Origin of the sequence: Pseudomonas sp. TH10, from assembly GCF_016651255.1 — a bacterium.
Classification (GTDB): domain Bacteria; phylum Pseudomonadota; class Gammaproteobacteria; order Pseudomonadales; family Pseudomonadaceae; genus Aquipseudomonas.
In genome coordinates this window covers 18685-44962 of record NZ_JAEKEG010000050.1, presented here as the reverse complement: position 1 = coordinate 44962, position 26278 = coordinate 18685, and the positions used below count along the sequence as shown (strand labels likewise).

The following is a 26278-nucleotide window of genomic DNA, read 5'->3' as shown; positions in this document are numbered from 1 at the left end:
CTTCAACCGATTGCAGAGGGTTATCGATGAAAATGCTTCCCCTACGTGCGGCCGTCGCTGCCGCGTTGTTGAGCGCCGCCATCGGCGTCTCGGCCAAACCCTTGGTGGTCTGCACCGAAGCCAGCCCGGAAGGCTTCGACATGGTCCAGTACACAACTGCAGTCACTGCCGATGCGGTGGCCGAAACCATTTTCAACCGCCTGGTCGATTTCAAGCCCGGCACCACCGAGGTGGTTCCGGCGCTGGCCGATTCCTGGGAAATCAGCGATGACGGCCTGACGTACACGTTCCACCTGCGCAAAGGCGTCAAGTTTCACACCACCGACTACTTCAAGCCGACCCGCGACATGAACGCCGACGACGTGCTCTGGAGCTTCCAGCGTCAGCTGGACCCGAATCACCCGTGGCACAAACTGTCGAGCGTGGGCTTCCCGTACTTTGAAAGCATGGGCTTCAAAGAACTGCTGAAGAACGTGGAAAAGGTTGACGACAACACCGTCAAATTCACCCTGACCCGTCGCGAAGCACCGTTCCTGGCTGACGTGGCCATGCCATTCACCGCGATCTACTCCGCTGAATACGCCGACCAGTTGCTCAAGGCCAACAAGACCGGCGACCTCAATAACAAGCCGATCGGCACCGGCCCGTTCATCTTCCAGCGTTATGCAAAAGATGCCCAGGTACGCTTCAAGGCCAACCCGGAATACTTCCGTGGCAAGCCGCCGGCCGATGCGCTGATTCTGGCGATCGCCACCGACAACAACGTGCGCCTGCAGAAGCTCAAGGCCAACGAGTGCCAGATCGCCCTGTATCCGAAACCGGATGACATCCCGAGCATCAAGAAAGACAGCAACCTGAAAGTCGAAGAACTCGACGCAATGACCGTCTCGTACATCGCCATGAACACCCAGCACAAGTACATGAGCGACGTGCGAGTGCGCAAAGCCATCGACATCGCTTTCGACAAGGAAGCCTACGTCAACGCGCTGTTTGGCAAAGGCAACGCGACGGTCGCGGTCAACCCGTACCCACCCACGCTGCTGGGCTACAACCACGACCTGAAGAACCCGCCGCGTGATCTCGACAAGGCGCGTGCCCTGATCAAGGAAGCAGGCGTGCCTGAAGGCACCGTGTTGACCTTGTTTACCCGCAACGGCGGCGGCGCGACCAACCCCAACCCGATGCTCGCCGCGCAGATGATGCAGGCCGACCTGGCCAAGATCGGCCTCAAGATCGACATCCGTGTCATGGAGTGGGGCGAAATGCTCAAACGCGCCAAGGCCGGCGAGCACGACATGGTGTCGGCCGGATGGGCGGGCGACAACGGCGACCCGGATAACTTCCTGACGCCTATGCTCAGTTGTGAAGCGGCCAAGAATGGCGAGAACTATGCACGCTGGTGCAACGAGAAATTCCAGACACTGCTGGATGAGGCACGGGCTAAAGTAGATCCGGCGGAACGCGCCAGGCTCTACGAACAGGCACAAGTGCTGTTTAATCAGGATCAGCCATGGATCAGCATGGCCCATACCAGGATGTTTACCGCAATGCGCAACAACGTAGAGGGCTACCACATCAGCCCTCTCACCACTAATAACTTCGCCACCACTCAGGTGAAGTAGATAAGAAACTCCCGGTTTCCCTGACCGCAGGGAAACCGGGCACGCCTAACCGGCTGATGAGGTACCACACAAGATGTTTAGTTTTATTGCCCGCCGACTGGGGTTGTTGATCCCCACGTTTTTCGGCATCACCTTGCTGACTTTCGCGTTGATTCGCATGATCCCTGGCGACCCCGTGGAAGTGATGATGGGCGAACGTCGGGTCGACCCCGAAATGCACGCTCAGGCAATGGAACGCCTAGGTCTGAACAAGCCGCTGTATGCCCAGTATCTGGACTACATCGGCAAACTGGCCCACGGCGATCTCGGCGAATCCCTGCGTACTCGCGAGAGCGTATGGACCGAGTTCACCTCCCTCTTCCCGGCGACCCTGGAACTGTCCATGGCCGCCCTGCTGTTCGCCGGCATTCTCGGGCTCCTGGCCGGGGTGATCGCGGCACTCAAGCGAGGATCCCTGTTCGACCATGGGGTGATGGGCATCTCCCTGGCGGGGTATTCGATGCCGATCTTCTGGTGGGGCCTGATCCTGATCATGTTCTTCTCGGTGAGCCTCGGCTGGACACCGGTTTCCGGGCGCATCGACCTGCTCTACGACATCGAGCCGCGCACCGGTTTCATGCTCATCGATACGCTGCTGGCCGATGATGTCGGGGCGTTCTTCGATGCCCTGCATCACCTGATATTGCCGGCTATCGTGCTCGGTACCATTCCGCTGGCAGTTATCGCGCGGATGACCCGTTCGTCGATGCTCGAAGTACTGCGCGAAGACTACATCCGCACCGCCAAGGCCAAAGGCCTGTCGCCGTCGCGCGTGGTGTTCGTCCACGGTCTGCGTAACGCGCTGATCCCGGTACTGACCGTGGTCGGCCTGCAAGTCGGCACGCTGCTGGCCGGTGCGGTTCTGACCGAAACCATCTTCTCGTGGCCCGGCATCGGTAAATGGCTGATCGAAGCCATCGGCGCCCGCGACTACCCGGTCGTACAAAACGGCATCCTGTTAATCGCCTGCCTGGTGATTCTGGTCAACTTCGTAGTGGACATCCTCTACGGCTTTGCCAACCCACGCATCCGTCATCAGCGCTGAGGTCAATACCATGAGCACTCCAACATCCTCAGTAGCCACCGCTGCTTCCAGCGCGGATCAAAGCCTGCTGTACCCGTCACCGTACAAAGAATTCTGGCAAGCCTTCTCGAAGAACAAGGGCGCGGTTGCCGGCCTGCTGTTCATGTTACTGGTGATTTTCTGCGCGCTGTTCGCCCCCTGGGTGGCACCGCACAACCCGAGCGAGCAGTACCGCGACTTCCTGCTGACCCCGCCAGCCTGGCTGGAAGGTGGGCAGATGCAGTTTCTGCTCGGTACCGATGAACTGGGCCGAGACCTGCTGTCACGGCTGATCCAGGGCTCGCGGCTGTCGCTGCTGATCGGCTTGTCGTCGGTAGTGATGTCGCTGATTCCAGGGATTCTCCTGGGACTGTTCGCCGGGTTTTTCCCGCGCTTGCTTGGCCCGACCATCATGCGTCTGATGGACATCATGCTGGCACTGCCGTCGCTGCTGCTGGCCGTGGCGATTGTCGCCATCCTCGGCCCTGGCCTGATCAACACCGTGATCGCGATTGCTGTGGTGTCCTTGCCGTCCTACGTGCGTCTGACCCGTGCAGCCGTCATGGGCGAACTGAACCGCGACTACGTCACCGCCGCGCGTCTGGCCGGTGCCGGTCTGCCACGCCTGATGTTCATCACCGTGCTGCCGAACTGCATGGCGCCACTGATCGTGCAGGCGACCTTGAGCTTCTCCTCGGCAATTCTCGATGCCGCGGCACTGGGCTTCCTCGGCCTTGGCGTTCAACCGCCAACCCCAGAGTGGGGCACTATGCTGGCTTCGGCTCGCGACTACATCGAACGCGCCTGGTGGGTCGTCAGCCTGCCTGGTTTGACCATTTTGCTCAGCGTGCTGGCAATCAACTTGATGGGCGACGGCTTGCGCGATGCGCTGGACCCGAAACTCAAGAACGCCGCCTGAGGAGATTCAAATGTCATTGTTAGAAATCAAGAATCTCAATGTTCGCTTTGGCGACAAGAATGCCGTGCCAGTGGTCGATGGCCTCGACCTCAAGGTCGACAAGGGCGAAGTCCTGGCCATCGTTGGCGAGTCGGGTTCCGGCAAGTCCGTGACCATGATGGCGTTGATGGGGCTGATCGAGCACCCAGGCATCGTGACCGCCGACGCGCTGAATTTCGACGGTAAAAACATGCTCAAGCTGAGCAATCGCCAGCGTCGGCAGATCGTCGGTAAAGACCTGGCGATGGTCTTCCAGGATCCGATGACGGCGCTCAATCCGAGCTACACCGTCGGTTTTCAGATCGAAGAAGTGCTGCGTCTGCACCTGAAAATGTCCAGCAAGCAAGCGCGCAAACGTGCGATCGAACTGCTGGAAAAAGTTGAAATCCCCGGCGCAGCCAGCCGCATGGACGCCTACCCGCACCAGTTGTCCGGCGGTATGAGCCAGCGCGTCGCCATCGCCATGGCGATTGCCGGCGAGCCGAAGTTGCTGATCGCCGACGAACCGACCACAGCGCTCGACGTAACGATTCAGGCACAGATCATGGATCTGCTGCTGGCGTTGCAGAAAGAACAGAACATGGGCCTGGTGCTGATCACCCACGACCTCGCGGTCGTCGCTGAAACTGCCCAGCGCGTGTGCGTGATGTACGCCGGTCAAGCCGTTGAAGTCGGTCAGGTGCCGCAACTGTTCGACATCCCCGCGCATCCGTACAGCGAAGCGCTGCTCAAGGCGATTCCCGAGCACAGCCTCGGCGCCTCGCGTCTGTCGACGCTGCCGGGCATCGTCCCGGGCCGCTATGACCGTCCGCAGGGTTGCCTGCTGTCGCCGCGCTGCCCGTACGTGCAAGAAAATTGCCGCACCCAGCGTCCGGCCCTCGACCCGAAAAGCAACAGCCTCGCCCGCTGCTTCTACCCGCTGAATCAGGAGGTGGCGTAATGGCCGTCGTACTTACCGCCCGCGACCTGACCCGTCACTACGAAGTGTCCCGTGGCCTGTTCAAGGGCCACGCGACAGTGCGCGCCCTCAACGGCGTGTCGTTCGAACTGGAAGCCGGCAAGACCCTCGCAGTGGTCGGCGAATCGGGCTGCGGCAAATCCACCCTCGCCCGCGCCTTGACGCTGATCGAAGACCCGTCCTCGGGCTCTTTGAAAATCGCCGGGCAAGAAGTCGCTGGCGCCGACAAGGCCCAGCGCAAGCAACTGCGCAAAGACGTGCAGATGGTCTTTCAGAGCCCGTACGCATCGTTGAACCCACGGCAGAAAGTCGGTGACCAGCTCGGCGAACCGCTGCTGATCAACACCAACCTGAGTGCTGCCGAACGTCGCGAGAAAGTCCAGGCGATGATGAAGCAGGTCGGCTTGCGCCCAGAGCATTACCAGCGCTATCCGCACATGTTCTCCGGCGGCCAGCGTCAGCGTATCGCTCTGGCTCGGGCGATGATGCTGCAACCGAAAGTGCTGGTGGCGGATGAACCGACCTCGGCATTGGACGTATCGATTCAGGCGCAGGTGCTCAACCTGTTCATGGATCTGCAGCAGGAGTTCAACACCGCGTACGTGTTCATCTCGCACAACCTGGCGGTGGTGCAACACGTGGCCGATGACGTGATGGTGATGTACCTCGGTCGTCCGGTGGAACTGGGTCCGAAAAACGCCATCTACGAGCGCCCGCTGCACCCGTATACCCAGGCGCTGCTGTCGGCGACCCCAACCATTCACCCGGACCCGAACAAGCCGAAGATCAAGATCGTCGGCGAACTGCCCAACCCGCTGAACCCGCCACCGGGCTGCGCTTTCCACAAGCGCTGCCCTTATGCGACCGAACGTTGCAGCACTGAAGAGCCGGCCCTGCGTGCGCTCGACAATCGCCAGGTGGCTTGCCACTACGCCGAGCAATTCCTCGACGGCGTGGCCTGACAGTGGAATAAAAAACCTGTGGGAGCGGGCTTGCCCGCGATAGCGTCCCGCCAGTCGACTTTGATGTCACTGAGGTATCGCCATCGCGGGCAAGCCCGCTCCCACAGGATTATGGACTGGTTGTTCAAGACCCCCTTCTACCTCGACTATGTACATGTCGGAGTGAAGGGGTTTTCTTTGCCCGAAATGACCTCTTACGTCTGGCTATCGCCTTCATCCGGGTCGTCAGAATCCGGCTCGTCAGTAGTGGAATCATCGTCGTCCGCACTACCGCCCTGCCCCTGGTCACCGGGCTCGGATTCGGACTTGGCGATCATCAGGCCTGAATGCCCGACCTGCCCGCTCGATGCCTGCTCACCGTGATCAGGGCATTCCGCCCGCGCTGCGGACATGCCAACGGACATAATCACCAAAACCTTTAGCAACAGCAAAATGCGTTGAAGAATGCTCATAGCCGAATCCATCCTTTCTGAGATGCAGCATGGGTGCCTGCCGGCGCGTAACCCGGTTACCGTGGCGCTGACTGAAATCTAGTGCCGATCGACCGGGTTCTCCAGATAGGACGCCAGCGAACAGAAGTAATTGCCGCTAAAGGACAGATTGGTTTGGAATAATTGTTAGGCCAAAAAATCAAAAGATCGCAGCCTTCGGCAGCTTCTACAGGTATACGCCGAAGCCTGCGATCTTTTGGTCTTCGCCAGAAAGCAAAAACCCCGAGGCTTTCGCAACGGGGCTTTTGTGTGACAGCTCAACGCTTAGTGATGCTCACGCGTTGCTCGGAATTTCACATCCGGCCAGCGCTCTTCCATCAGGGCCAGGTTGACCCGCGTCGGGGCGAGGTAGGTCAGGTGACCGCCGCCGTCGACCGCGAGGTTTTCCACAGCCTTGACGCGGAATTCCTCCATCTTCTTCTTATCGTCGCAATCGATCCAGCGCGCCGAGTACACGGTGATCGGCTCGTACGAGCACTCGACCTTGTATTCCTCTTTCAAGCGGCTGGCGACCACGTCGAACTGCAGCACACCCACGGCGCCGAGGATGATGTCGTTGCTGCGCTCGGGGAAGAACACCTGGGTCGCGCCCTCTTCGGCCAGTTGCTGCAAGCCCTGGCGCAGCTGTTTGGACTTCAGCGGATCGCGCAGACGCACACGACGGAACAGCTCCGGGGCGAAGTGCGGGATACCGGTGAAGCCCAGGGTTTCGCCTTCGCTGAAGGTGTCGCCGATCTGGATGGTGCCGTGGTTGTGCAGACCGATGATGTCACCGGCAAAAGCTTCTTCCAGCTGTTCGCGCTCAGAGGAGAAGAACGTCAGGGCGTCGCCGATGCGCACGTCCTTGCCGGTGCGCACGTGGCGCATCTTCATGCCTTTCTCGTACTTGCCGGAGCAGATACGCATGAAGGCGATGCGGTCGCGGTGTTTCGGGTCCATGTTCGCCTGGATCTTGAAGATGAAGCCCGAGAACTTCTCTTCGACCGGCTCGACGGTACGCTCGTTGGCCACACGGGCCAACGGACGCGGCGCCCAATCCACCACAGCATCAAGCACGTGATCGACACCGAAGTTGCCCAATGCCGTACCGAAGAATACCGGTGTCAGCTGACCGTCGAGGAACTCCTGCTGGTTGAACTCGTGGCAGGCGCCTTGAACCAGTTCAAGCTGCTCGATGAAACGCTCGTACTCGTCACCCAGATGCGCACGAGCTTCGTCGGAGTCGAGTTTCTCGATGATCTTGGTTTCGGTGCGTTCGTGACCATGACCGGCGGTGTAGACAATGATGTAGTCATCGGCCAGGTGATACACGCCTTTGAAGTCGCGGTAGCAACCGATCGGCCAGGTGATCGGCGCAGCCTTGATCTTCAGAACGGCTTCGATCTCGTCGAGCAATTCGATCGGGTCGCGGATGTCACGGTCGAGTTTGTTGATGAAGCTGACAATCGGCGTGTCACGCAGACGGCAGACGTCCATCAGCGCGATGGTCCGTGGCTCGACACCTTTACCGCCGTCGAGAACCATCAATGCCGAGTCCACCGCCGTCAGGGTGCGATAGGTATCTTCGGAGAAGTCTTCGTGGCCCGGGGTGTCGAGCAGGTTGATCATGTGCTCGCGATACGGGAACTGCATGACCGACGTAGTAATGGAAATACCCCGTTGTTTCTCCATCTCCATCCAGTCGGATGTCGCATGGCGATCGGATTTACGGGATTTCACCGTACCGGCCACAGCAATCGCCTTGCCCATCAACAGGAGCTTTTCGGTGATCGTGGTTTTACCGGCATCGGGGTGAGAAATAATGGCGAAAGTGCGGCGTTTCGCGACTTCGGCGGCCTGGTTGGTCATGGGAAATCGCCTGGCGGTGATTCAAAAAAGGGCCGCGATTATAGCTTAAAACGCGCCCCACGGACCACCGCTCGTACCCTTCCCAAACACCCTATCCCCCGTAGAAGCTGCCGAAGGCTGCGATCCTGTGATCTTGTTTTGAAAAAACCGTCGAAGATCAAGATCAAAAGATTGCAGCCTTCGGCAGCTCCTACGGTGGCTATTTGCTGTTATTTATGGAACCTTTTAAAGCACGGAGACGTCCATCCCCTGTTACGACATTTCGTCAGGGGCTGAAAAATCAGCAAGTTAGCCTGACGAGGCTGCGCTCATGGCTCGCTTTCAGACCGCTTTTTGCCGGTGCTGAGGGAGCTGCTTCTCGCGAACGTTTTTCCCGGCAGCCAAGGTTTGGCATGCCACACGGGATTGCGCTCGCCGACTATAAAAAAGGAGTCCGCCTGTGGCTATCCGCTATGGCAAAGGGCTGATGGGAGGTGCGGTTGTAATCGCGCTCCTGGCCCTGCTGGTCCACTGGATCGGCATCAACACGATCGAACACTACCGCGACGATTTGTTGTTTTACCTGCAAGCTCATCTGATTCTCGTCCTCGCTTCAATGCTGGCCGCCCTGGTCGTGGGCATCCCCGCCGGTATCTTTCTCAGTCGCCCGACCATGGTCGGCCGCGCTGAACGCTTCATGCAGATCTTCAACATCGGCAACACCGTGCCGCCGTTGGCCGTACTCGCGATCGCCCTGGGCATCCTTGGCATCGGCAGTGGTCCTGCGATCTTCGCCCTGTTCCTCGCCTCGTTGCTGCCGATTGTGCGCAACACCTATGAAGGCCTGAAAAACGTCCAGGGTTCGCTGAAAGAAGCCGCTGTCGGCATCGGCATGACGCCGACCCAAGTGTTATGGCGGGTCGAACTGCCAAACGCCGTACCGATCATCATCGGTGGTGTGCGTGTCGCGCTGGCGATCAATGTGGGTACCGCGCCGCTGGCGTTCCTGATCGGCGCCAACAGCCTCGGCAGCCTGATTTTCCCCGGCATCGCCCTGAACAATCAGCCGCAACTGCTGCTCGGCGCCGCGTGTACCGCGCTGCTGGCCTTGCTGCTCGATGGCGTGGTCACCCTCGCCAGCCGTCTCTGGCTGGAACGCGGTTTGCGCCCGACTTAAGGCTTTTGCGAAGGAATACCTATGAAACGATTCAGCTTGATTCTAGGCCTGATGCTGAGCAGTGCCCTGCTGTTCGCAGGCATTGCCCAAGCGGCAGAAAAACCAGTGATTCGCATCGGTGCGCGAGTCTTCACGGAACAGACACTGCTGGCCGAAATCACCTCGCAATACCTGCGCAGCAAAGGCTACGACACCCAAGTCACGGGTGGTCTGGGCAGCAACCTCGCTCGCAGCGCCCACGAAAGCGGGCAACTCGACATGCTCTGGGAATACACCGGCGTGTCGCTGGTGGCCTACAACCATGTCACTGAAAAACTCGACAGCGCAGAGTCCTACGCACGGGTGAAAGAACTCGATGCGAAAAAAGGTCTGATCTGGCTGACGCCGTCGAAATTCAGCAACACCTACGCCCTCGCCCTGCCTAAAAAAGTCGCCGAGGAATATCCGCAGATCAACAACATCAGTCAGTTGAACGAAGTGCTGCGCGCCGAAGCCAAGACCAATCATCTGGTGGCGCTGGACACCGAATTCGCCAACCGCTCCGACGGCCTCGACGGCATGGTCAAGCTCTACGACATGAACCTGACCCGCAAGAACATCCGCCAGATGGACGCGGGCCTGGTCTATACCGCGCTGCGCAATGGCCAGGTCTTTGCCGGGCTGGTCTACACCACCGACGGTCGCTTGAACGCCTTCAAACTCAAGCTGCTGGAAGACGACAAGCATTACTTCCCCGACTACACCGCTGCGCCGGTGGTACGTCAGGCCTACCTCGACGCTCATCCAAAACTCGCGGAAGAAATCAAACCGTTGGCCGAACTCTTCGACGACGAAACCATGCGCCAGCTCAACGCGCGGGTCGACGTTGATCACGAAAGCCCATCGAAAGTTGCCGCCGATTTCCTGCGCCAACATCCGTTGAATTAAGAGAGGAGAAGTCATGGAATTCCTGAACGCCTTTTCCCATCTCGACTGGCAGCAGGTGATGCACCTGACCTGGCAGCACATCACCCTCGTTGGTATCGCCGTGACGTTGGCGATTGTCGTTGGCGTGCCGCTGGGCATTCTGATGACGCGTTTCCCGAGCCTTGCCGGCCCGTTGCAGGCCAGCGCGACGGTGCTGCTGACCGTGCCGTCGATTGCCCTGTTCGGTTTGCTGCTGCCGTTCTATTCCAAGTTCGGCCAGGGCCTCGGCCCGATGCCAGCGATTACCGCCGTGTTTCTTTATTCGCTGCTGCCGATCATGCGCAACACCTACCTCGCCCTGACCGGCGTTGAACCTGGCATTCGTGAAGCTGCACGTGGCATTGGCATGACGTTCGGCCAGCGCCTGCGCATGGTTGAGTTGCCAATTGCGGTGCCAGTCATCCTCGCCGGCGTGCGCACTGCCGTGGTGATGAACATCGGCGTGATGACCATCGCCGCGACCATCGGCGCTGGCGGCCTCGGTGTGTTGATCCTCGCTTCAATCAGCCGCAGTGACATGTCGATGCTTATCGTCGGCGCGCTGCTGGTCAGTCTCCTGGCCATCTTCGCTGACCTGATTCTCCAATGGCTGCAACGCTCGTTGACTCCAAAAGGACTCCTCAAATGATCGAACTTCAAAACCTCAGCAAAACTTTCCAAAGCAACGGCAAAGATGTCAAAGCCGTGGACTCGGTGAGCCTGACCGTCAATGAAGGCGAAATCTGTGTGTTCCTCGGGCCATCGGGTTGCGGCAAAAGCACCACGCTGAAGATGATCAACCGCCTGATCAAACCGACCTCGGGCAAGATCCTGATCAACGGCGAAGACACCACCGACCTCGACGAAGTAACCCTGCGCCGCAACATCGGCTACGTGATCCAGCAGATCGGTCTGTTCCCCAACATGACCATCGAAGAGAACATCGTCGTCGTGCCGAAGCTGCTCGGCTGGGACAAACAGAAATGCCACGACCGCGCCCGCGAACTGATGAGCATGATCAAGCTGGAGCCCAAGCAGTATCTGCATCGCTACCCGCGTGAGTTGTCCGGTGGCCAGCAGCAACGGATCGGCGTGATCCGCGCACTGGCGGCGGATGCGCCGCTGCTGCTGATGGACGAGCCGTTCGGCGCAGTCGACCCGATCAACCGCGAGATGATCCAGAACGAGTTCTTCGAGATGCAACGCGCGCTGAACAAGACCGTGATCATGGTCAGCCACGACATCGACGAAGCGATCAAACTCGGCGACAAGATCGCGATCTTCCGCGCCGGCAAACTTCTGCAGATCGACCACCCGGACACCCTGCTGGCGCATCCGGCGGACGATTTCGTGAGCAATTTCGTCGGCCAGGACAGCACCCTCAAGCGCCTGTTGCTGGTGAAGGCTGAAGACGCGGCGGACAACGCGCCATCGGTCAGCCCGGAAACCCCGGTGGCCGACGCCCTGGAGCTGATGGACGAACATGACCGCCGTTATGTGGTGGTGACGGATGGTGAGAACAAGGCGCTGGGCTATGTCCGACGTCGTGACCTGCATCGCCAGGCCGGCACGTGCGCGCAATACCTGCGCGAGTTCAACGCCACGGCGGCCTACGACGAGCATTTGCGCATCCTGCTGTCGCGCATGTACGAGTTCAACCGCTCGTGGTTGCCGGTGATGGACGCCGAGCGGGTGTTCCTGGGTGAAGTCACTCAGGAGTCGATTGCCGAGTACCTGAGCTCCGGCAAGTCCCGTGGCGGCAAGACCAGCATTGTTTCGCCAGCCGAGACTGCGGTCGCCTGACAAAAAATAACTGTAGGAGCGAGCTTGCTCGCGATGCACTCAATGGCCCCGCGGGGTATCAGGTTCCCTGCGCTATCGTTGACGTCCATCGCGAGCAAGCTCGCTCCTGCACGTATTGAAATCTCCCTCCTTGGGGAACATCACACTGTCATGCAGGTCGGTTACATCAGTAACTGTCCAGGACCGCACGACGGAAGCGTGCAAAAACGCGACATTTTTAGTTGATCTCAGGCCCCTCACCCCCTAAAGTTCGCGCCGAACGTCCATGCTGGAAACGATCCATCCGGCTCAAGTACTGACGACGAGACAGCAAGGCCAAGGGCAGAGCCCCATGGCCTTTTTGCTTTCGGCGACATGCCTTGGGAAGTAGGCGAACCAAAGTGGGGATACGGAGGACGTTCATTTACACCCATTGACCAAACCAGTTTGCCCTTAGGAGTCTCCAGCATGTCGATCAACGTCGAAGATTATTTCGCGCGCGCCACTTTTGACAAAATGAAGGCGTTCGCCGACAAGCAAGAAACCCCGTTCGTGGTGATCGACACCGCGATGATCAGCCAGGCCTACGATGACCTGCGCGCCGGTTTCGAATTCGCCAAGGTCTACTACGCAGTCAAGGCCAACCCGGCCGTCGAGATCATCGACCTGCTCAAAGAGAAAGGTTCGAGCTTCGACATCGCCTCGATCTATGAGCTGGACAAAGTGATGGATCGCGGCGTCAGCGCCGACCGTATCAGCTACGGCAACACCATCAAGAAATCCAAGGACATCCGCTACTTCTATGAGAAAGGCGTGCGCCTGTTCTCCACCGACTCCGAGGCCGACCTGCGCAACATCGCCAAGGCTGCACCGGGTTCGAAAGTCTATGTACGTATTCTGACTGAAGGCTCGACCACCGCTGACTGGCCACTGTCGCGCAAATTCGGCTGCCAGACCGACATGGCCATGGACCTGCTGATCCTCGCCCGTGACCTCGGACTGGTGCCTTACGGCATCTCGTTCCACGTTGGCTCGCAACAGCGCGACATCAGCGTGTGGGACGCGGCGATCGCCAAGGTCAAGGTGATCTTTGAACGCCTGAAAGAAGAAGACGGCATCCACCTCAAGCTGATCAACATGGGCGGCGGCTTTCCGGCCAACTACATCACCCGCACCAACAGCCTGGAAACCTACGCCGAAGAAATCATCCGCTTCCTGAAAGAAGACTTCGGTGATGACTTGCCGGAAATCATTCTCGAGCCGGGCCGTTCGCTGATCGCCAACGCCGGCATTCTGGTCAGCGAAGTGGTGCTGGTTGCGCGTAAGTCGCGCACCGCCGTCGAGCGCTGGGTGTACACGGATGTGGGCAAGTTTTCCGGCCTGATCGAAACCATGGACGAAGCGATCAAGTTCCCGATCTGGACCGAAAAGAAAGGCGAGATGGAAGAAGTCGTCATCGCCGGTCCGACCTGCGACAGCGCCGACATCATGTACGAAAACTACAAATACGGCCTGCCACTGAACCTGGCGATCGGTGACCGTATGTACTGGCTGTCGACCGGTGCCTACACCACTAGCTACAGCGCCGTAGAGTTCAATGGCTTCCCGCCGCTGAAATCGTATTACGTGTAAGCGGTCGCCGCGCAAAACAAAAAGCCCATGACGCGTCATGGGCTTTTTTGTGCCTTGAAATGCAGTCCCTGTAGGAGCTGCCGCAGGCTGCGATCTTTTGATCTTGTTTTTAAAACACCAGATCAAAAGATCGCAGCCTGCGGCAGCTCCTACGGCCAATTGCAGTGCAGGTAGCGTTTCGTCATTGCCCGCAATTACAGGGGATCGCGTTCCAATTCGCTTTGGCGCTGGGCGTAGTCGGTTGCCAATGCGCGGATTTGCGGATCGGCGGCGCTCGCCAACGCCTGGCTCGCCACCCGCAGGAAATTCAGGTTCCCGCCCGACAGTGCCTTGCGTAACCAGTGCAGCGCTTCGGCGACATTGCCTTCATCCGCCAGCACGGCGGCATAACTGAACTGCCCGCGAAAATCGCCGCCAACCGCCGAGCGTCGATACCAGTCACGCGCCGCCTTCGGATCACCCGGGCAGTACTGGCCTTCTTCAAGATAACGCCCCAGCAGGTTCATCGATTTCGCGTGGCCAAGCCCGGCGGCACGGCGGTACAGAGCAAGTGCCTGCCCCTGATCTTCCGTTACCCCACGCCCGGTTGCCAGCAGGTTGGCGTAGTTGTACATCGCCCAATCCAGGCCTGCGTCTGCGGCGATCCGATAATGCCCGGCCGCCACTGCGGCGTCCGCAGCGCACCCCCACCCGTGCTCATGGCATCGACCGAGCATGTTGCGCGCCATCAGATGGCCGCGTCCGGCAGCGATGCCGAACCAGCGCAGCGCCAACGGCTGATCCTGCGCTATGCCTTGGCCATCCAGCAGGATCTGCCCGAGCAGCGCCTGCGCTTCGAGGACATTGGCCCCCGCCGCCAGCAAAATCGCCTGCGCGGCACGGGCCGGGCTCTCTGCGAGCATGGCGTTGAATTGCGCGCCGTCGAGAACTTCCTCGCGGCGCAAGCGAAAGTCTGTCACTCAGACCTCGACCCAGCGACGCAGCAAATTGTGATAAGTGCCGGTAAGGCGGATCAGCGAGGGGTGATCAGGCATGTCTTGAGTGAGCTGCTGGATCGCCCCGTCCATCTCGAACAGCAACGCACGCTGGCTGTCTTCGCGCACCAGACTTTGCGTCCAGAAGAACGACGCATAGCGTGCGCCGCGAGTGACCGCGTTGACCTTGTGCAGGCTGGTGCCGGGGTACAAGACCATGTCGCCGGCCGGTAGCTTCACCCGTTGTGTGCCGTAAGTGTCCTGGATCTCCAGTTCGCCGCCGTCGTAATCCGCAGGCTCACTGAAGAACAGCGTCGCCGAGAGATCCGTGCGTACGCGCTCGATACTGCCTTTCGGTTGGCGCACCGCGTTGTCGATGTGGAAGTCGAAACTGCCACCGGCCGTGTAACAGTTCACTAACGGCGGGAATACTTTGTGCGGCAACGCGGCGGACATGAACAGCGGATTTTTCCACAACCGCTCAAGCATCGCTGCACCGATTTCCTTGGCCAGCGGATGGCCTTCGGGCAACTGCAAATTGTGCTTGGCCTTGGCCGACTGGAAGCCGGCAGTGATCTTGCCATCGGCCCAATCGGCCTGTTCCAGCGCCTCGCGGATGCGCTGCACCTCGTCTTTGGCGAACAGTCCGGGGATGTGCAGCAGCATGGCGATGTCACCTGATGGCAAAGAGGCGGCAATGGTATTGATTCTTATTGGCCGTGTAAAACCCGAGAGACGAATGAACTGGCAAAAACCGTAAGGTTAAAATGTAAAGAATGTAAATTCAGTGCAGTTAGCAATGTTTCGCAATTGATACGAATACCTGTTTACCCTATATTCCGCCCCCTCAAATCCTTGGGGAGGGGAATTTCAATGGCACGTCAACACGCACAATTACCAGTCAGTTCACCACGTTTGCTCGCCTCTGCAATTGGCGTAGCGATTACCGCCAGCTCTGCAGGCCACATGGTGTTCGCTGCCGAAAAAACCGACAGCAAAGCCTCTGGTAATGCCATCGCCCTGGACGCTACCGCCATCACCGGCGAAACGCAGGACCCGACGTCCTACCAGGTCGAGAAAGCCTCCTCGCCCAAGTACACCGCACCGCTGGTCGACACGCCGCGCTCGGTAACGGTAATTCCGCAACAGGTTCTGAAAGACACCGGCGCCCTGAACATGCAGGACGCGCTGCGTACCGTTCCGGGCATCACTTTCGGCGCCGGTGAAGGTGGCAACCCGCAGGGCGACCGTCCATTCATCCGTGGTTTCGATGCCCAGGGCGACACGTACCTGGACGGCGTGCGCGACACCGGCTCGCAAAGCCGAGAGATCTTCGCGGTAGAGTCGATCGAAGTCAGCAAAGGCCCGAACTCGGCCATTGGCGGCCGTGGCGCTGCCGGTGGCAGCATCAACATGGTGAGCAAGAAAGCCCATCTGGGCAACTCGTTCGACGGTGGTTTCACCTGGGGCTCCGACCAGACCCAGCGCTACACCCTCGACGGCAACTACCAGTTCAGCGACACCGCCGCCGGCCGTCTCAACCTGATGAGCCACGAGAGCAACGTTGCCGGTCGCGACAAGGTCGATTACGACCGTTGGGGTATCGCCCCGTCCCTGGCCTTTGGCCTGGGTACCGACACCCGCGTCAACCTCGATTACTACCATCTCGAAAGCAACGACACCCCGGACTCGGGCATCCCGTACACCATTCCAACCGGTGGCTCGGCGGCGCGCACCAAGTCCAACCCTGACAAACCGTACTCGGGTGGCGACCACAGCAACTTCTACGGTCTGGATCGCGACTTCCGCAAGGGCCGCACCGACACCGCGACCTTCGCCATCGAGCATGACCTGAGCGACTCGCTGACGATCAAGAACACCCTGCGTCACGGCACCAGCATGCAGGATTACATCCTCACTCAGCCGGACGACAGCAAGGGCAACGTCAACAATGGCAGCGTCTGGCGTCGTGCGAATACTCGGGTGAGCAACACCGAGACCACCACCAACCAGACCGACCTGTTCGGCAACTTCTACGTCGCCGGCTTCAAGAACAGCTTCTCCACTGGCGTTGAATACACCCGTGAGGAAAGCCAGAAGTCCTCGTACAACGTCAACACCGACACCACGCCACGCACCAGCGCCGCGACCACCAACTGCACCCCTGCGCTGATCGGCGCGCCAAGTGGCTACAACTGCACCTCGCTGTCCAGCCCGAACCCGAGCGATCCATGGAACGGTGCGATCTCGCGTAACTACGCCGGCACCGACACCAAGGCCAACACCTACGCGCTGTATGTGTTCGACACCCTGGAGTTGAACGAGCAGTGGCTGGTGAACATGGGTCTGCGTTACGACCATTTCGACACCGACTACAAATCGTATACCGCTGCCGGCGCGACCACGGCCAAGGGCGATGACACCAGCGAGTTCGTTACCGGCCAGTTCGGCATCGTCTACAAGCCGGCAGAAAACGGCAGCATCTATGCCTCCTACGCCACCTCGGCGACGCCACCGGGCAACACCCTCGGTGAAGGCATGGACGGCAACCCGTTGGGCGGCGCCACCGATCGCAGCGGCAATCTGCTGAGCAGCGACATGGAGCCGGAAACCACCAAGAACTACGAAATCGGTACCAAGTGGGATCTGTTGAATGATCGTCTGTCGCTGACCGCCGACATCTTCCGCACCGAGAAAGAAAACGCTCGTGTGCAAGTCGATACCACGTCGTACGAAAACGCCGGCAAGACCCGCGTGCAAGGTGTCGAACTGTCGGCCAGCGGCAAGATCACTGACAAATGGCAGGTCTTCGCCGGTTACGCCTACATGGACAGCGAGCAGGTGGATGGCGGCCCACTGGGCGCAGCCAACGATGGCAACGAACTGCCGAACACACCGAAAAACAGTGCCAGCCTGTGGACGACCTACCAGGTCACGCCGAAGCTGACCGTCGGTGGCGGCGCGTTCTACGTCGATGACGTGTTCGGCAGCGTGGCCAACACCACCATGGTTGATGACTATGTTCGCTACGACGCGATGGCAGCTTACAAGCTGACCAAGAACGTCGACCTGCAACTCAACGTGCAGAACCTGACCAACGAAACCTACTACGACAAAGCCTTCTCGACCCACTTCGCCAACCAGGCGGCGGGGCGTACGGCACTGCTGAGCACCAACTTCCACTTCTGATAAAGGGTGAACTCCACCCATAGCAGGAGCGAGCTCGCTCGCGATGGTCGTCAACGATGACGCGGGCACCCAGATACCCCGCGTTGCTCTCGAGTTTTCGCGAGCAAGCTTGCTCCTACAGGTAGCGCCGAGCGTTACCGCCTGGCCCCGTTCATTCAATTGAGCGGGGCTTTTCTGCGTAATAAAGAACGCTTCTCGATAACCCACGGCATAATGCGCGCCGTGAAGACAATTTTCGAACGGATGGCGAGTGACGTGTTGAAGAAAACCCTGTTCCAGTTGCACTGGTTTTTTGGCATCACTGCAGGCCTGGTGCTGGCCCTGATGGGCATCACCGGTGCGACCTATTCGTTTCAGGATGAAATCCTGCGGGCGCTGAACCCCTCCGTGTTGCAGGTGGAAAAACAAGTCGCCGGCGTGCTGCCGCCCGTCGAACTGGTGGAACGCATCGAAGCCACTTCGGGCAAGACCGTCTCGATGCTCTGCGTCGAAACCGACAGCGGCGCAGCGGCCAAGGTGTTCTTCACCCCGCCCAAGGGCGAACGTCGCGGCGAGATGCGTTACTTCGACCCGTACACCGGCGAATTCATGGGCGATGCCGTCGGCCAGGATTTCTTCGGCCTGATGCTGCAACTGCACCGCTTCCTCGCGATGGGCGATACCGGGCGCAACATCACCGGCGCCTGTACGCTGATCCTGCTGTTCTTTTGTCTGTCTGGTCTGTACCTGCGCTGGCCGCGTCAGTGGAACCGCTGGCGTGTGTGGCTGACCCTCGACTGGAAGAAAAAGGGTCGCGCCTTCAACTGGGATCTGCACTCGGTGGCCGGCACCTGGTGCCTGTTGGTCTACCTGTTGCTGGCGCTGACCGGGTTGTCGTGGTCGTACGAGTGGTACAACAAGGGCCTGACCCGCTTGCTGTCCGACTCACCGCAAAATGAGCGGGTGCGCGGCGGACGCGGGCCTGCCCCCAGCGGTCCGGCGCCGACAGCCGACTACGCGGCCATGTGGAGCAGTATCTACAGCGCTGCGGGTCCCGCACTGAGCGCCTACAACATCCGCATGCCGGCGGTGGCCGGCCAACCGGCGACCGTGTTCTATCTGCTCGACAGCTCACCCCATGATCGCGCCCTGAACCAGATCACCCTCGACCCGACCACCGGCATCGTCAAGCGGCATGACCGCTACAGCGACAAGAGCCTCAAGGCGCAGTTGCTGACCAGCATTTACGCGTTGCACGTCGGCAGCTATTTCGGCCTCGTCGGGCGGATCATCGTCACCGTCGCGGCGGTGTGCATGCCGCTGTTCTTCATCACCGGATGGCTGTTGTATCTGGATCGTCGGCGCAAGAAAAAGCAGATCAAGGATGCCCGCAAAGGTCTCGACCAACCAGCCGGCGATGCGTCGGGGTGGCTGATCGGTTTTGCCAGCCAGAGCGGTTTTGCCGAGCAACTGGCGTGGCAGACCGCCGGCCAATTGCAGGCCGCCGGGTTGCCGGTAAAGGTGCAGCCACTGGCGAATGTCAGCGAACAGGATCTGCGTGAATCAAACAACGCGCTATTCGTGGTCAGCACGTTTGGCGACGGCGAAGCGCCGGACAGTGCGCGTGGTTTCGAGCGCAAGGTGCTGAGCAAAGCTTCAGCACTCGACAACCTGAACTACGCGGTGCTCGGTCTTGGCGATCGTCAGTATCAGCACTTCTGTGGCTTCGCCAAACGCCTGCATCAATGGCTGAGCGATCACGGTGGCAAGACCTTGTTCGCGCCGGTAGAAGTCGACAGTGGCGATCCCTACGCCCTGCGCCACTGGCAAACCCAACTTGGCCTGCTCACCGGTCAGGCTCCGGTCGATACCTGGCAAGCGCCGAGCTACGACAACTGGACACTGACGCGCCGCGAACTGATGAACCCGGACAGCAGTGGTTCCCCGGTTTATCTGTTGGGCCTGAGCGCACCGAATACCAGCAGCTGGCTGGCCGGTGACCTGGTCGAAGTGCTGCCGCGCAACTGTCCTTGGGTCATCGAGCACTTTCTCGACGGCCTCGGCATTCGTGGCGAGACCTCGGTGAAAATCAACGGCCTCGACGAGCCGCTGGAAGTCGCGCTGGCCTCGCGTCAATTGCCTGAGCACCGCGCGCACCTGGTCGGCCTGCATGCGCAGGCGCTGGTTGATGCGATGGTGCCGCTGAACATGCGCGAATATTCAATTGCCTCGATTGCCGGCGACGGTGTGTTGGAGCTCATCGTGCGTCAGGAAGTGCACCCGGACGGTAGCCTGGGCATCGGTTCCGGCTGGTTGACCGAGCACGCACCGGTAGGTGGCAGCATCAGCCTGCGCGTGCGGCGCAACAGCAGTTTCCACCTGCCAACCGAGCCGGTACCGATGATTTTTTTGGGCAACGGCACCGGGCTGGCCGGGCTGCGCAGCTTGCTCAAGGCACGGATTGCCGACGGCCAGCAGCGCCAGTGGTTATTGTTTGGCGAGCGCAATCGTCAACACGATTTCCTCTGCCGCGATGAGCTTCAGGAATGGCTGGTTTCGGGCGATCTGGAGCATCTGGACCTGGCGTTCTCGCGAGACCAGGCGCAGAAGATTTATGTGCAGGACCGGCTGCGCGAGTCGGCCGATCTACTCAAGCAATGGCTCGCCGAAGGCGCAGTAATCTACATCTGCGGCAGCCTGCAGGGCATGGCCTCAGGGGTGGATCACGTACTCAACGAAGTGCTCGGAATTGAACAAGTCGACAAGCTGATCGAGCAAGGCCGCTACAGACGCGACGTTTACTGATACCCAAGATCCCGGGATAAGCCGGCGGGTGCGCCGCCGACATCCTGCAGGAGCGAGCTTGCTCGCGATGGTCGTTAACGATGACGAGGGTTGCATGACACCCCGCGCTGTCTTCGCGTTTTCGCGAGCAAGCTCGCTCCTACAGTGGGTGGTATCAGGCCTTGGCGGGCTCGAGTGCCAGTTCGACGGTTTCCGGGCGCTTGAGCAGCGCGTAAGCCACCGCTGTCACCAGGCTCCCTGCAACGATCGCCAGCAGATAGAGCAAGGCATGGTTGATCGCATTCGGAATGGCCAGCACAAACAACCCGCCGTGCGGTGCCATGAGCTTGCAGCCGAAGTACATCGACAATGCACCCGTCAGCGCCCCACCGGCGATGCTCGCCGGGATCACCCGCAACGGATCCTTGGCAGCGAAGGGAATCGCGCCTTCGGAAATGAAGCACAGCCCCAACACAAAAGCAGCCTTACCCGCCTCACGCTCTGACTGGGCGAACTTGCGCCGGGCGATGAAGGTGGCGATGCCCAACCCGATCGGCGGCACCATCCCGGCGGCCATGGTCGCGGCCATCGGTGCATAACTCTGCGATGCCAGCAGCCCTACCGAGAACGCGTAGGCGGCCTTGTTGATCGGCCCGCCAAGGTCGACGCACATCATGCCGCCGAGCAACACGCCCAGCAGGATCGCGTTGGTGGTGCCCATGCTGTCGAGGAAGTGAGTGAGCCCTTCCAGCATCCCGGCTACGGGTTTGCCAACCACATAGATCATCACCAGGCCGGTGAACAAACTGGCGAGCAACGGGATGATCAAGATCGGTTTCAGCGCTTCGAGGCTCTGCGGCAATCGCGCATAACGATTGATCGCCTTGGCGGCATAACCGGCGATGAAACCGGCAATGATCCCGCCGATGAAGCCCGCGCCAAGAGTGCTCGCCAGCATACCGCCGATCATCCCCGGCGCGAGGCCCGGGCGGTCGGCGATCGAGTAGGCGATGTAACCCGCCAGCAACGGCACCATCAGTTTGAATGCGGTATCGCCACCGATCTGCATCAGCGCGGCAGCCAGGGTGCCCTCCTCTTTGAACGCGGTGATGCCGAACACAAACGACAAAGCGATCATCAAGCCGCCTGCCACCACCATCGGCAGCATGAACGACACGCCGGTCAGCAAGTGCTTATAGACGCCCGTCTTCTCCTGCTTGGCGGGGCCTTGGGTTCCACTCGCTGCAGTTTCCTGCGAGCCCTCGGCCAGCGCTTTGTTGAGGGTGGCCTCGGCTTGCTTGAGGGCGATACCCGTGCCGCAGCGGTAGATTTTTTCCCGGCAAAACGCTCGGTCGCCACTTCGATGTCACAGGCCAACAGCACCACATCGGCCTGGGCAATGGCCTCGGCGCTCAGCGGATTGCGCGCGCCGACCGACCCCTGGGTTTCGACTTGCAGGTCGTAGCCCAGGCGCTTGGCCGCTTGCTGCAGGGCTTCGGCGGCCATGAACGTATGGGCGACACCGGTCGGGCAGGCGGTAATCGCCACCAGTCTCGGCGCGGCCTGGCCGGTGGGCAGTGCCTGGGCAACGGCTTCGGGGGCCACGTAAATCTGCGCCTCATCGGCGCCCTTGCGCAGCACCGCCTCTACGTCCTGCAGGGCCTGGGCCGGAGTGCTCTGGAACACGCGCTTGCCGACGAATCTCGACATGTCCACAGGCGCACTGGTCACCAGCAATACCCACTCGGCCGCCTCCAGGGTGGCGGCCGACAATTGCCGCTCAGGGTGCGCCGCATCGGTGACTTCGACGCTGGTGCTCCAGCCCTGGCGCTGCGCTGCAGCATCCAGCAAACGGGCGCACAGCACACTGGTGACCATGCCGTTCGGGCACGCCGTAACAATGGCTAACTTCATGACAAACCCTCTTATTGTTCTGTCAGGGGGCGCACGCGCACGCCCTGTTCGAGCTGCGCCAGTTGCGCGGCGTCGTTGATGCCAAAACCGATCTGCGTCACCGCCATCGCTGCAATCGCCGTGGCAGTGCGCAGGGTTTGCTCCGGCGTGTCGGCGCTGAGCAGACCGTGAAGCATGCCGGCCAACAGCGAATCACCAGCGCCAACCGTGCTGGCGACACTGACTTTCGGCGGCGTGGCGTGCATCGCCGAGCCAACGCTGAACCAGTTCACACCTTGCGCGCCATCGGAGATCACTACGTGCTCGATACCTTGCGCGTGCAGGCGACCCGCTACTGCAGCCTGCGCAGCCACCGACACCATTTCGCTATCGAATACCTCGGCCAGTTCTTCGGCGTTGGGCTTGATCAGCCAGGGTCCGGCCTTGAGCGCTGCGCGCAGGGCTTCGCCGCTGGTGTCGAGGGCCACCTTCAGGCCGAGATTCTTTAGACGCTCGATCAGTGCCTGCAACCATGCCGGGCTGACACCCTGGGGCAAGCTGCCGGCGACGACGACCGCGTCATGATCGGGTGCGATTTGATCCAGGCGGTCAAGCAACGCCTGCTGCGCCGCGACGCTGACCAGCGGTCCCGGACCGTTGACGTCGGTGATGCGCCCATCGCTCTCGGCGAGCTTGAGGTTGCTGCGGGTTTCACCCGGAACACGAATGAACTCATCGACAAAGCCACGCTTGGCGAACAGCGTCTCGAATGCCTGGGGATTGTCTGCACCGAGAAACCCGCTGACCGTCAATTGATGCCCGAGGTCTGCCAGTACCTGCGCCACGTTCACGCCCTTGCCGGCCGCGTGGGTGTGCATCTCGTCACTGCGATTGACCTGGCCGGGTTCAAGGCGGGGCAACTGGACAGTGAGGTCCAGTGCCGGGTTGAGGGTCAGGGTCAGGATCTTGGCCATTACAGGGCCTCCACTAGTGCGCGTACTTCATTCGCGCTGCCGACGGCCAGGGCGTGTTGAGCAAGGGTTTGCGCCTGGGTCAGGCTGAGTTCGCGGATGCGCGCTTTCACTTCGGCAATGCTGCGGCCGGACACGCTCAGCTCATCGACACCGAGGCCGACCAGCACCGGCACCGCCAACGGATCCGCCGCCAGTTCGCCGCACACGCCGACCCATTTGCCATGGGCATGGGCGGCGCGCACGGTGATGTCGATCAATTGCAGTACCGCCGGGTGCAAGCCGTCCGCCTGCGCCGACAGCGTTGGATGGCCACGGTCGATGGCCAAGGTGTATTGGGTCAGGTCGTTGGTGCCGACGCTGAAGAAGTCGACTTCCCTGGCCAGCACCGGCGCCAGCAATGCGGCGGACGGCACTTCGATCATGATCCCCAGTTGCAGGTCAGCGACCGGGATTTCCAGACGCAGACGCTCGGTCATGTCACGGGCCTGGCGCCACTCTTCAACGCTGCCGACCATCGGGAACATGATCCGCAGCGGACGGTTGTCCGCCGAACGCAGCAAGGCACGCAATTGCGCTTCCATGATCTGCGGACGCTGCAAGGTCAGGCGAATACCGCGCACACCGAGGAACGGATTCTCTTCCTTGGCGATCGGCCAATACGGCAGCGGTTTGTCGCCGCCGACATCCAGCGTGCGCACCACCAGCGGCCGACCGGCGAGGCCGTCGAGGACGCGGCGGTATTCAGCTTCCTGGGTGGCTTCGTCCGGCGCTTGCGGGTGGGCCATGAAAATCAGCTCGGTGCGCAGCAGACCGATGCCTTCGGCGCCCTGCTCCACCGCGCTGATCACACCGGCGCTTTCACCGATGTTGGCGAACACTTCGACGGCGTGACCGTCGGTAGTGTGTGCCGGTTGGTGGCGTTGTTCGGCGGCAATCTTCAGGCGTTGCTCGCGGGTGTCGCGCTCTTCGGCGGCGCGTTGCAGGGTCGCCGCATCGGCGTCGACGTGCAGGCGACCGCGTTGGCCATCGAGCAGCAACGGCGTGCCCGGCGCCAGCAACAACACCGCTGCGCCAGCACCGACCAGTGCCGGAATGCCGAGAGCACGGGCGACGATTGCACTGTGCGCCGTGGCACCGCCGCGAGCGGTCAGTATTCCCGCCACCCGCGCCGGATCGAGCCGCGCCACATCGGATGGGCCGACCTCGTCCATCACCAGAATGTACGGTTGCTCAGGCTCGCTCGGGGTTGCCACGCCACACAGTTGCGCCAGCACGCGGCGGCCAATGTCACGCAGATCCGCCGCACGTTCGGCGAGCAAGGCATCCTGCAACGATTCCTGCTGCTTGGCGGCCGCTTCGATCACCGCCATCCACGCCGCTTCAGCGCTTTCGCCCTGCTTGAGACGCGTGTCGACTTCGTCGGTGAGTTCCGGGTCGTCGAGCATCTCCTGATGGGTGATGAAGATCTCGCGGATCGCTTTGGCTTTGCTGCGTTCGATCAGGCCTTGAATATCGTTGCGCACATCGGCCAGCGCTTGCTTGAGGCGCTCACGCTCGATGGCGGCGGACTCGCCACGCAATGGGTAATCGATGGCTTGCAGCACTTGAATGTGCGCCGGGCCGATGGCGATGCCCGGTGCTGCCGGGATCGCTTGCAGCAGGCTGCCGGAGGCCGGAGCGATCAGCACTTCGGCGATGTCGGTGAGCACTTCGCGCTGTTGGCTGATGGCGGGCAGCGGCTCGACTTCTTCACCGAGGCCTTCTTCGATGGCGGCGAGCAGTGCCGGCAAGGCGTCGGCGGCGATGCTCGGTTCAGCAATCAACTCCAGCACCTGACCGCGACGGGCGCCGAGGCTGAGCAGTTTGCTCAGGCTCTTCACCGACACGGCGCTGTCCTGGCCATCGACGATGCGCACACGGATTTCGCCATTAAAACTCTTCGCCAATTGCGCGAGGATCTTCGCCGGGCGCGCGTGCAAGCCGTGGGCGTTGGCCAGCGCAATGCGTGCACTCGGCCAGTCAGCGGGCAGTTCACCGCCGAGCACTTCGAGGACTTTGCGGCTGCTGGTGGCCCGACCGAGTTCGTGGCCGCGACCTTCAATGAGCAGCGCGCACAAGCGCTCAAGCAAGGCCTGATGCGCTTCGCCGAGACTGGCCAGGCAAAACAGACCGCTCAGCGGCTGACCGAGGTAGCGCATCGGTTTGTCCGGCGTCACGAATGCCAGGCCAGGACGCTTGACTGTCTGTTCGCTGTGCAGCCACCACAAACCGTCACCCAGCGGCAGCGCTTCAACCTGCTGCAATACCGCAGCGAAACCATTACTCACACAATCCGCCTGGCGCAGTAGACGCGCACCGCGCCACACCAGCTCTTCGAAGTCGTCGGCGGACACACCCAGGCCAATCATCTGGGCATCCAGCGCCAGTTCCTGCGGTGCGCCTTGCAGCAGTTTCAGCAGCGCTTCGGGCGAACTGGCGCGACGCAGGGCCTGGCCCAGATCAGTCTCGCCGAGGGCGCGGGTCAGCAGTTGCAGCAGACGCAGGTGTTCGTCGGATTTGGCGGCAATGCCGATGGCCAGATAAACGATCTGGCCATCGCCCCAATCCACGCCCTCGGGAAACTGCATCAGGCGCACGCCAGTGGCGAACACCTGATCGCGGGTTTCCGGGGTGCCGTGGGGAATGGCGATACCTTGACCGAGAAAGGTCGAGCCCTGGGCTTCCCGGGCCTGCAATCCGGCAAGGTAGCCGTCGGCGACCAGACCATCGGCCACCAGATGATTGGCCAGCAATTGCAGGGCGGCGGGTTTATCCACGGCCGATTGGCCCATGGATATCTGCTCTATAGTGAGCTCGAGCATGCGATCTCCTTTTTGGCATCGGATGACGCCAGGTATTGTTTTGAATGGTTGCAGCTTAGGCGCTCTAACGCTTCGCTTTTCAGCGGCAGTTTTGGCGGTTTCACGGCAGAACCGGCCAAAGGCGTCTAAAACGTAGAAAATACGCTTGCTGAAACGTTTAATCTAGAT

18 protein-coding genes and 1 pseudogene are annotated in these 26278 nt (G+C 60.7%); 12 read left to right on the top strand and 7 right to left on the bottom strand.

Annotation, left to right across the window (positions count from 1 at the left end):
* Nucleotides 1-26: 26 nt before the first annotated feature.
* The 5 genes from JFT80_RS07915 to JFT80_RS07895 all read left to right on the top strand — a co-directional run bounded on the left by JFT80_RS07915 (nucleotide 27) and on the right by JFT80_RS07895 (nucleotide 5602).
* Nucleotides 27-1622: an ABC transporter substrate-binding protein gene (locus JFT80_RS07915; RefSeq protein ID WP_201147494.1), complete on the top strand. Its 1596-nt coding sequence runs from the start codon at nucleotides 27-29 to the stop codon at nucleotides 1620-1622.
* A 73-nt stretch (nucleotides 1623-1695) separates the two neighbouring features.
* Nucleotides 1696-2706, top strand: a complete 1011-nt coding sequence (locus JFT80_RS07910) for an ABC transporter permease subunit (RefSeq protein ID WP_008085273.1) — start codon at nucleotides 1696-1698, stop codon at nucleotides 2704-2706.
* A gap of 10 nt (nucleotides 2707-2716) precedes the next feature.
* Complete coding sequence (locus JFT80_RS07905) at nucleotides 2717-3643, top strand: ABC transporter permease subunit (RefSeq protein ID WP_201147493.1); 927 nt, start codon at nucleotides 2717-2719, stop codon at nucleotides 3641-3643.
* A gap of 10 nt (nucleotides 3644-3653) precedes the next feature.
* Nucleotides 3654-4622 (top strand): ABC transporter ATP-binding protein, encoded by a 969-nt coding sequence (locus JFT80_RS07900; protein WP_201147492.1) that lies wholly within the window; start codon nucleotides 3654-3656, stop codon nucleotides 4620-4622.
* A complete protein-coding gene (locus tag JFT80_RS07895) occupies nucleotides 4622-5602 on the top strand; it encodes a peptide ABC transporter ATP-binding protein (RefSeq protein ID WP_201147491.1) in 981 nt (326 codons plus the stop codon). The genes JFT80_RS07900 and JFT80_RS07895 overlap by 1 nt, the downstream gene beginning before the upstream one ends.
* Before the next feature lie 194 nt (nucleotides 5603-5796).
* On the opposite strand, the gene JFT80_RS07890 is transcribed toward JFT80_RS07895, so the two are convergent.
* Together JFT80_RS07890 and JFT80_RS07885 are read right to left on the bottom strand one after the other, a co-directional pair.
* Nucleotides 5797-6054 (bottom strand): hypothetical protein, encoded by a 258-nt coding sequence (locus tag JFT80_RS07890; protein ID WP_122837485.1) that lies wholly within the window; start codon nucleotides 6052-6054, stop codon nucleotides 5797-5799.
* A 303-nt stretch (nucleotides 6055-6357) separates the two neighbouring features.
* Nucleotides 6358-7941 carry a peptide chain release factor 3 gene (locus tag JFT80_RS07885; RefSeq protein WP_201147490.1) on the bottom strand — a complete coding sequence of 528 codons (1584 nt, stop codon included), beginning with the start codon at nucleotides 7939-7941 and terminating at the stop codon, nucleotides 6358-6360.
* Between the two features lie 466 nt (nucleotides 7942-8407).
* On the opposite strand from JFT80_RS07885, the gene JFT80_RS07880 reads away from it, so the two are divergent.
* The 5 genes from JFT80_RS07880 (at nucleotide 8408) to JFT80_RS07860 (ending at nucleotide 13456) form a co-directional block, all read left to right on the top strand.
* Nucleotides 8408-9097: an ABC transporter permease gene (locus tag JFT80_RS07880; RefSeq protein ID WP_201147515.1), complete on the top strand. Its 690-nt coding sequence runs from the start codon at nucleotides 8408-8410 to the stop codon at nucleotides 9095-9097.
* A 21-nt stretch (nucleotides 9098-9118) separates the two neighbouring features.
* Nucleotides 9119-10024, top strand: a complete 906-nt coding sequence (locus JFT80_RS07875; RefSeq protein WP_201147489.1) for a glycine betaine ABC transporter substrate-binding protein — start codon at nucleotides 9119-9121, stop codon at nucleotides 10022-10024.
* A 13-nt stretch (nucleotides 10025-10037) separates the two neighbouring features.
* Complete coding sequence (locus JFT80_RS07870) at nucleotides 10038-10691, top strand: ABC transporter permease (RefSeq protein ID WP_201147488.1); 654 nt, start codon at nucleotides 10038-10040, stop codon at nucleotides 10689-10691.
* Nucleotides 10688-11845, top strand: coding sequence for a betaine/proline/choline family ABC transporter ATP-binding protein (locus JFT80_RS07865; RefSeq protein ID WP_201147487.1), 1158 nt, complete (start codon nucleotides 10688-10690; stop codon nucleotides 11843-11845). The genes JFT80_RS07870 and JFT80_RS07865 overlap by 4 nt, the downstream gene beginning before the upstream one ends.
* Nucleotides 11846-12292: 447 nt before the next feature.
* Nucleotides 12293-13456, top strand: coding sequence for a type III PLP-dependent enzyme (locus tag JFT80_RS07860; protein WP_201147486.1), 1164 nt, complete (start codon nucleotides 12293-12295; stop codon nucleotides 13454-13456).
* A 194-nt stretch (nucleotides 13457-13650) separates the two neighbouring features.
* Here the strand turns inward: JFT80_RS07860 and JFT80_RS07855 are convergent, their stop codons facing one another.
* Together JFT80_RS07855 and JFT80_RS07850 are read right to left on the bottom strand one after the other, a co-directional pair.
* Nucleotides 13651-14358: a tetratricopeptide repeat protein gene (locus tag JFT80_RS07855; protein ID WP_201147514.1), complete on the bottom strand. Its 708-nt coding sequence runs from the start codon at nucleotides 14356-14358 to the stop codon at nucleotides 13651-13653.
* Nucleotides 14359-14415: 57 nt separating this feature from the next.
* On the bottom strand, nucleotides 14416-15096 hold the full coding sequence (locus JFT80_RS07850; protein ID WP_201147485.1) for a Fe2+-dependent dioxygenase: 681 nt from the start codon (nucleotides 15094-15096) through the stop codon (nucleotides 14416-14418).
* A gap of 207 nt (nucleotides 15097-15303) precedes the next feature.
* On the opposite strand from JFT80_RS07850, the gene JFT80_RS07845 reads away from it, so the two are divergent.
* Nucleotides 15304-17619: a TonB-dependent siderophore receptor gene (locus tag JFT80_RS07845; RefSeq protein ID WP_201147484.1), complete on the top strand. Its 2316-nt coding sequence runs from the start codon at nucleotides 15304-15306 to the stop codon at nucleotides 17617-17619.
* A 255-nt stretch (nucleotides 17620-17874) separates the two neighbouring features.
* Nucleotides 17875-20403, top strand: a complete 2529-nt coding sequence (locus JFT80_RS07840; protein WP_201147513.1) for a sulfite reductase flavoprotein subunit alpha — start codon at nucleotides 17875-17877, stop codon at nucleotides 20401-20403.
* A gap of 154 nt (nucleotides 20404-20557) precedes the next feature.
* Here the strand turns inward: JFT80_RS07840 and JFT80_RS07835 are convergent.
* The 3 genes and pseudogenes from JFT80_RS07835 to ptsP all read right to left on the bottom strand — a co-directional run bounded on the left by JFT80_RS07835 (nucleotide 20558) and on the right by ptsP (nucleotide 26110).
* A pseudogene (locus JFT80_RS07835) lies at nucleotides 20558-22296 on the bottom strand (PTS fructose-like transporter subunit IIB).
* An 11-nt stretch (nucleotides 22297-22307) separates the two neighbouring features.
* Nucleotides 22308-23249 (bottom strand): 1-phosphofructokinase, encoded by a 942-nt coding sequence (gene pfkB / locus JFT80_RS07830; protein WP_201147483.1) that lies wholly within the window; start codon nucleotides 23247-23249, stop codon nucleotides 22308-22310.
* On the bottom strand, nucleotides 23249-26110 hold the full coding sequence (ptsP, locus tag JFT80_RS07825) for a phosphoenolpyruvate--protein phosphotransferase (protein WP_201147482.1): 2862 nt from the start codon (nucleotides 26108-26110) through the stop codon (nucleotides 23249-23251). Before ptsP ends, pfkB begins: the two co-directional genes overlap by 1 nt.
* Between the last annotated feature and the right edge of the window lie 168 nt (nucleotides 26111-26278).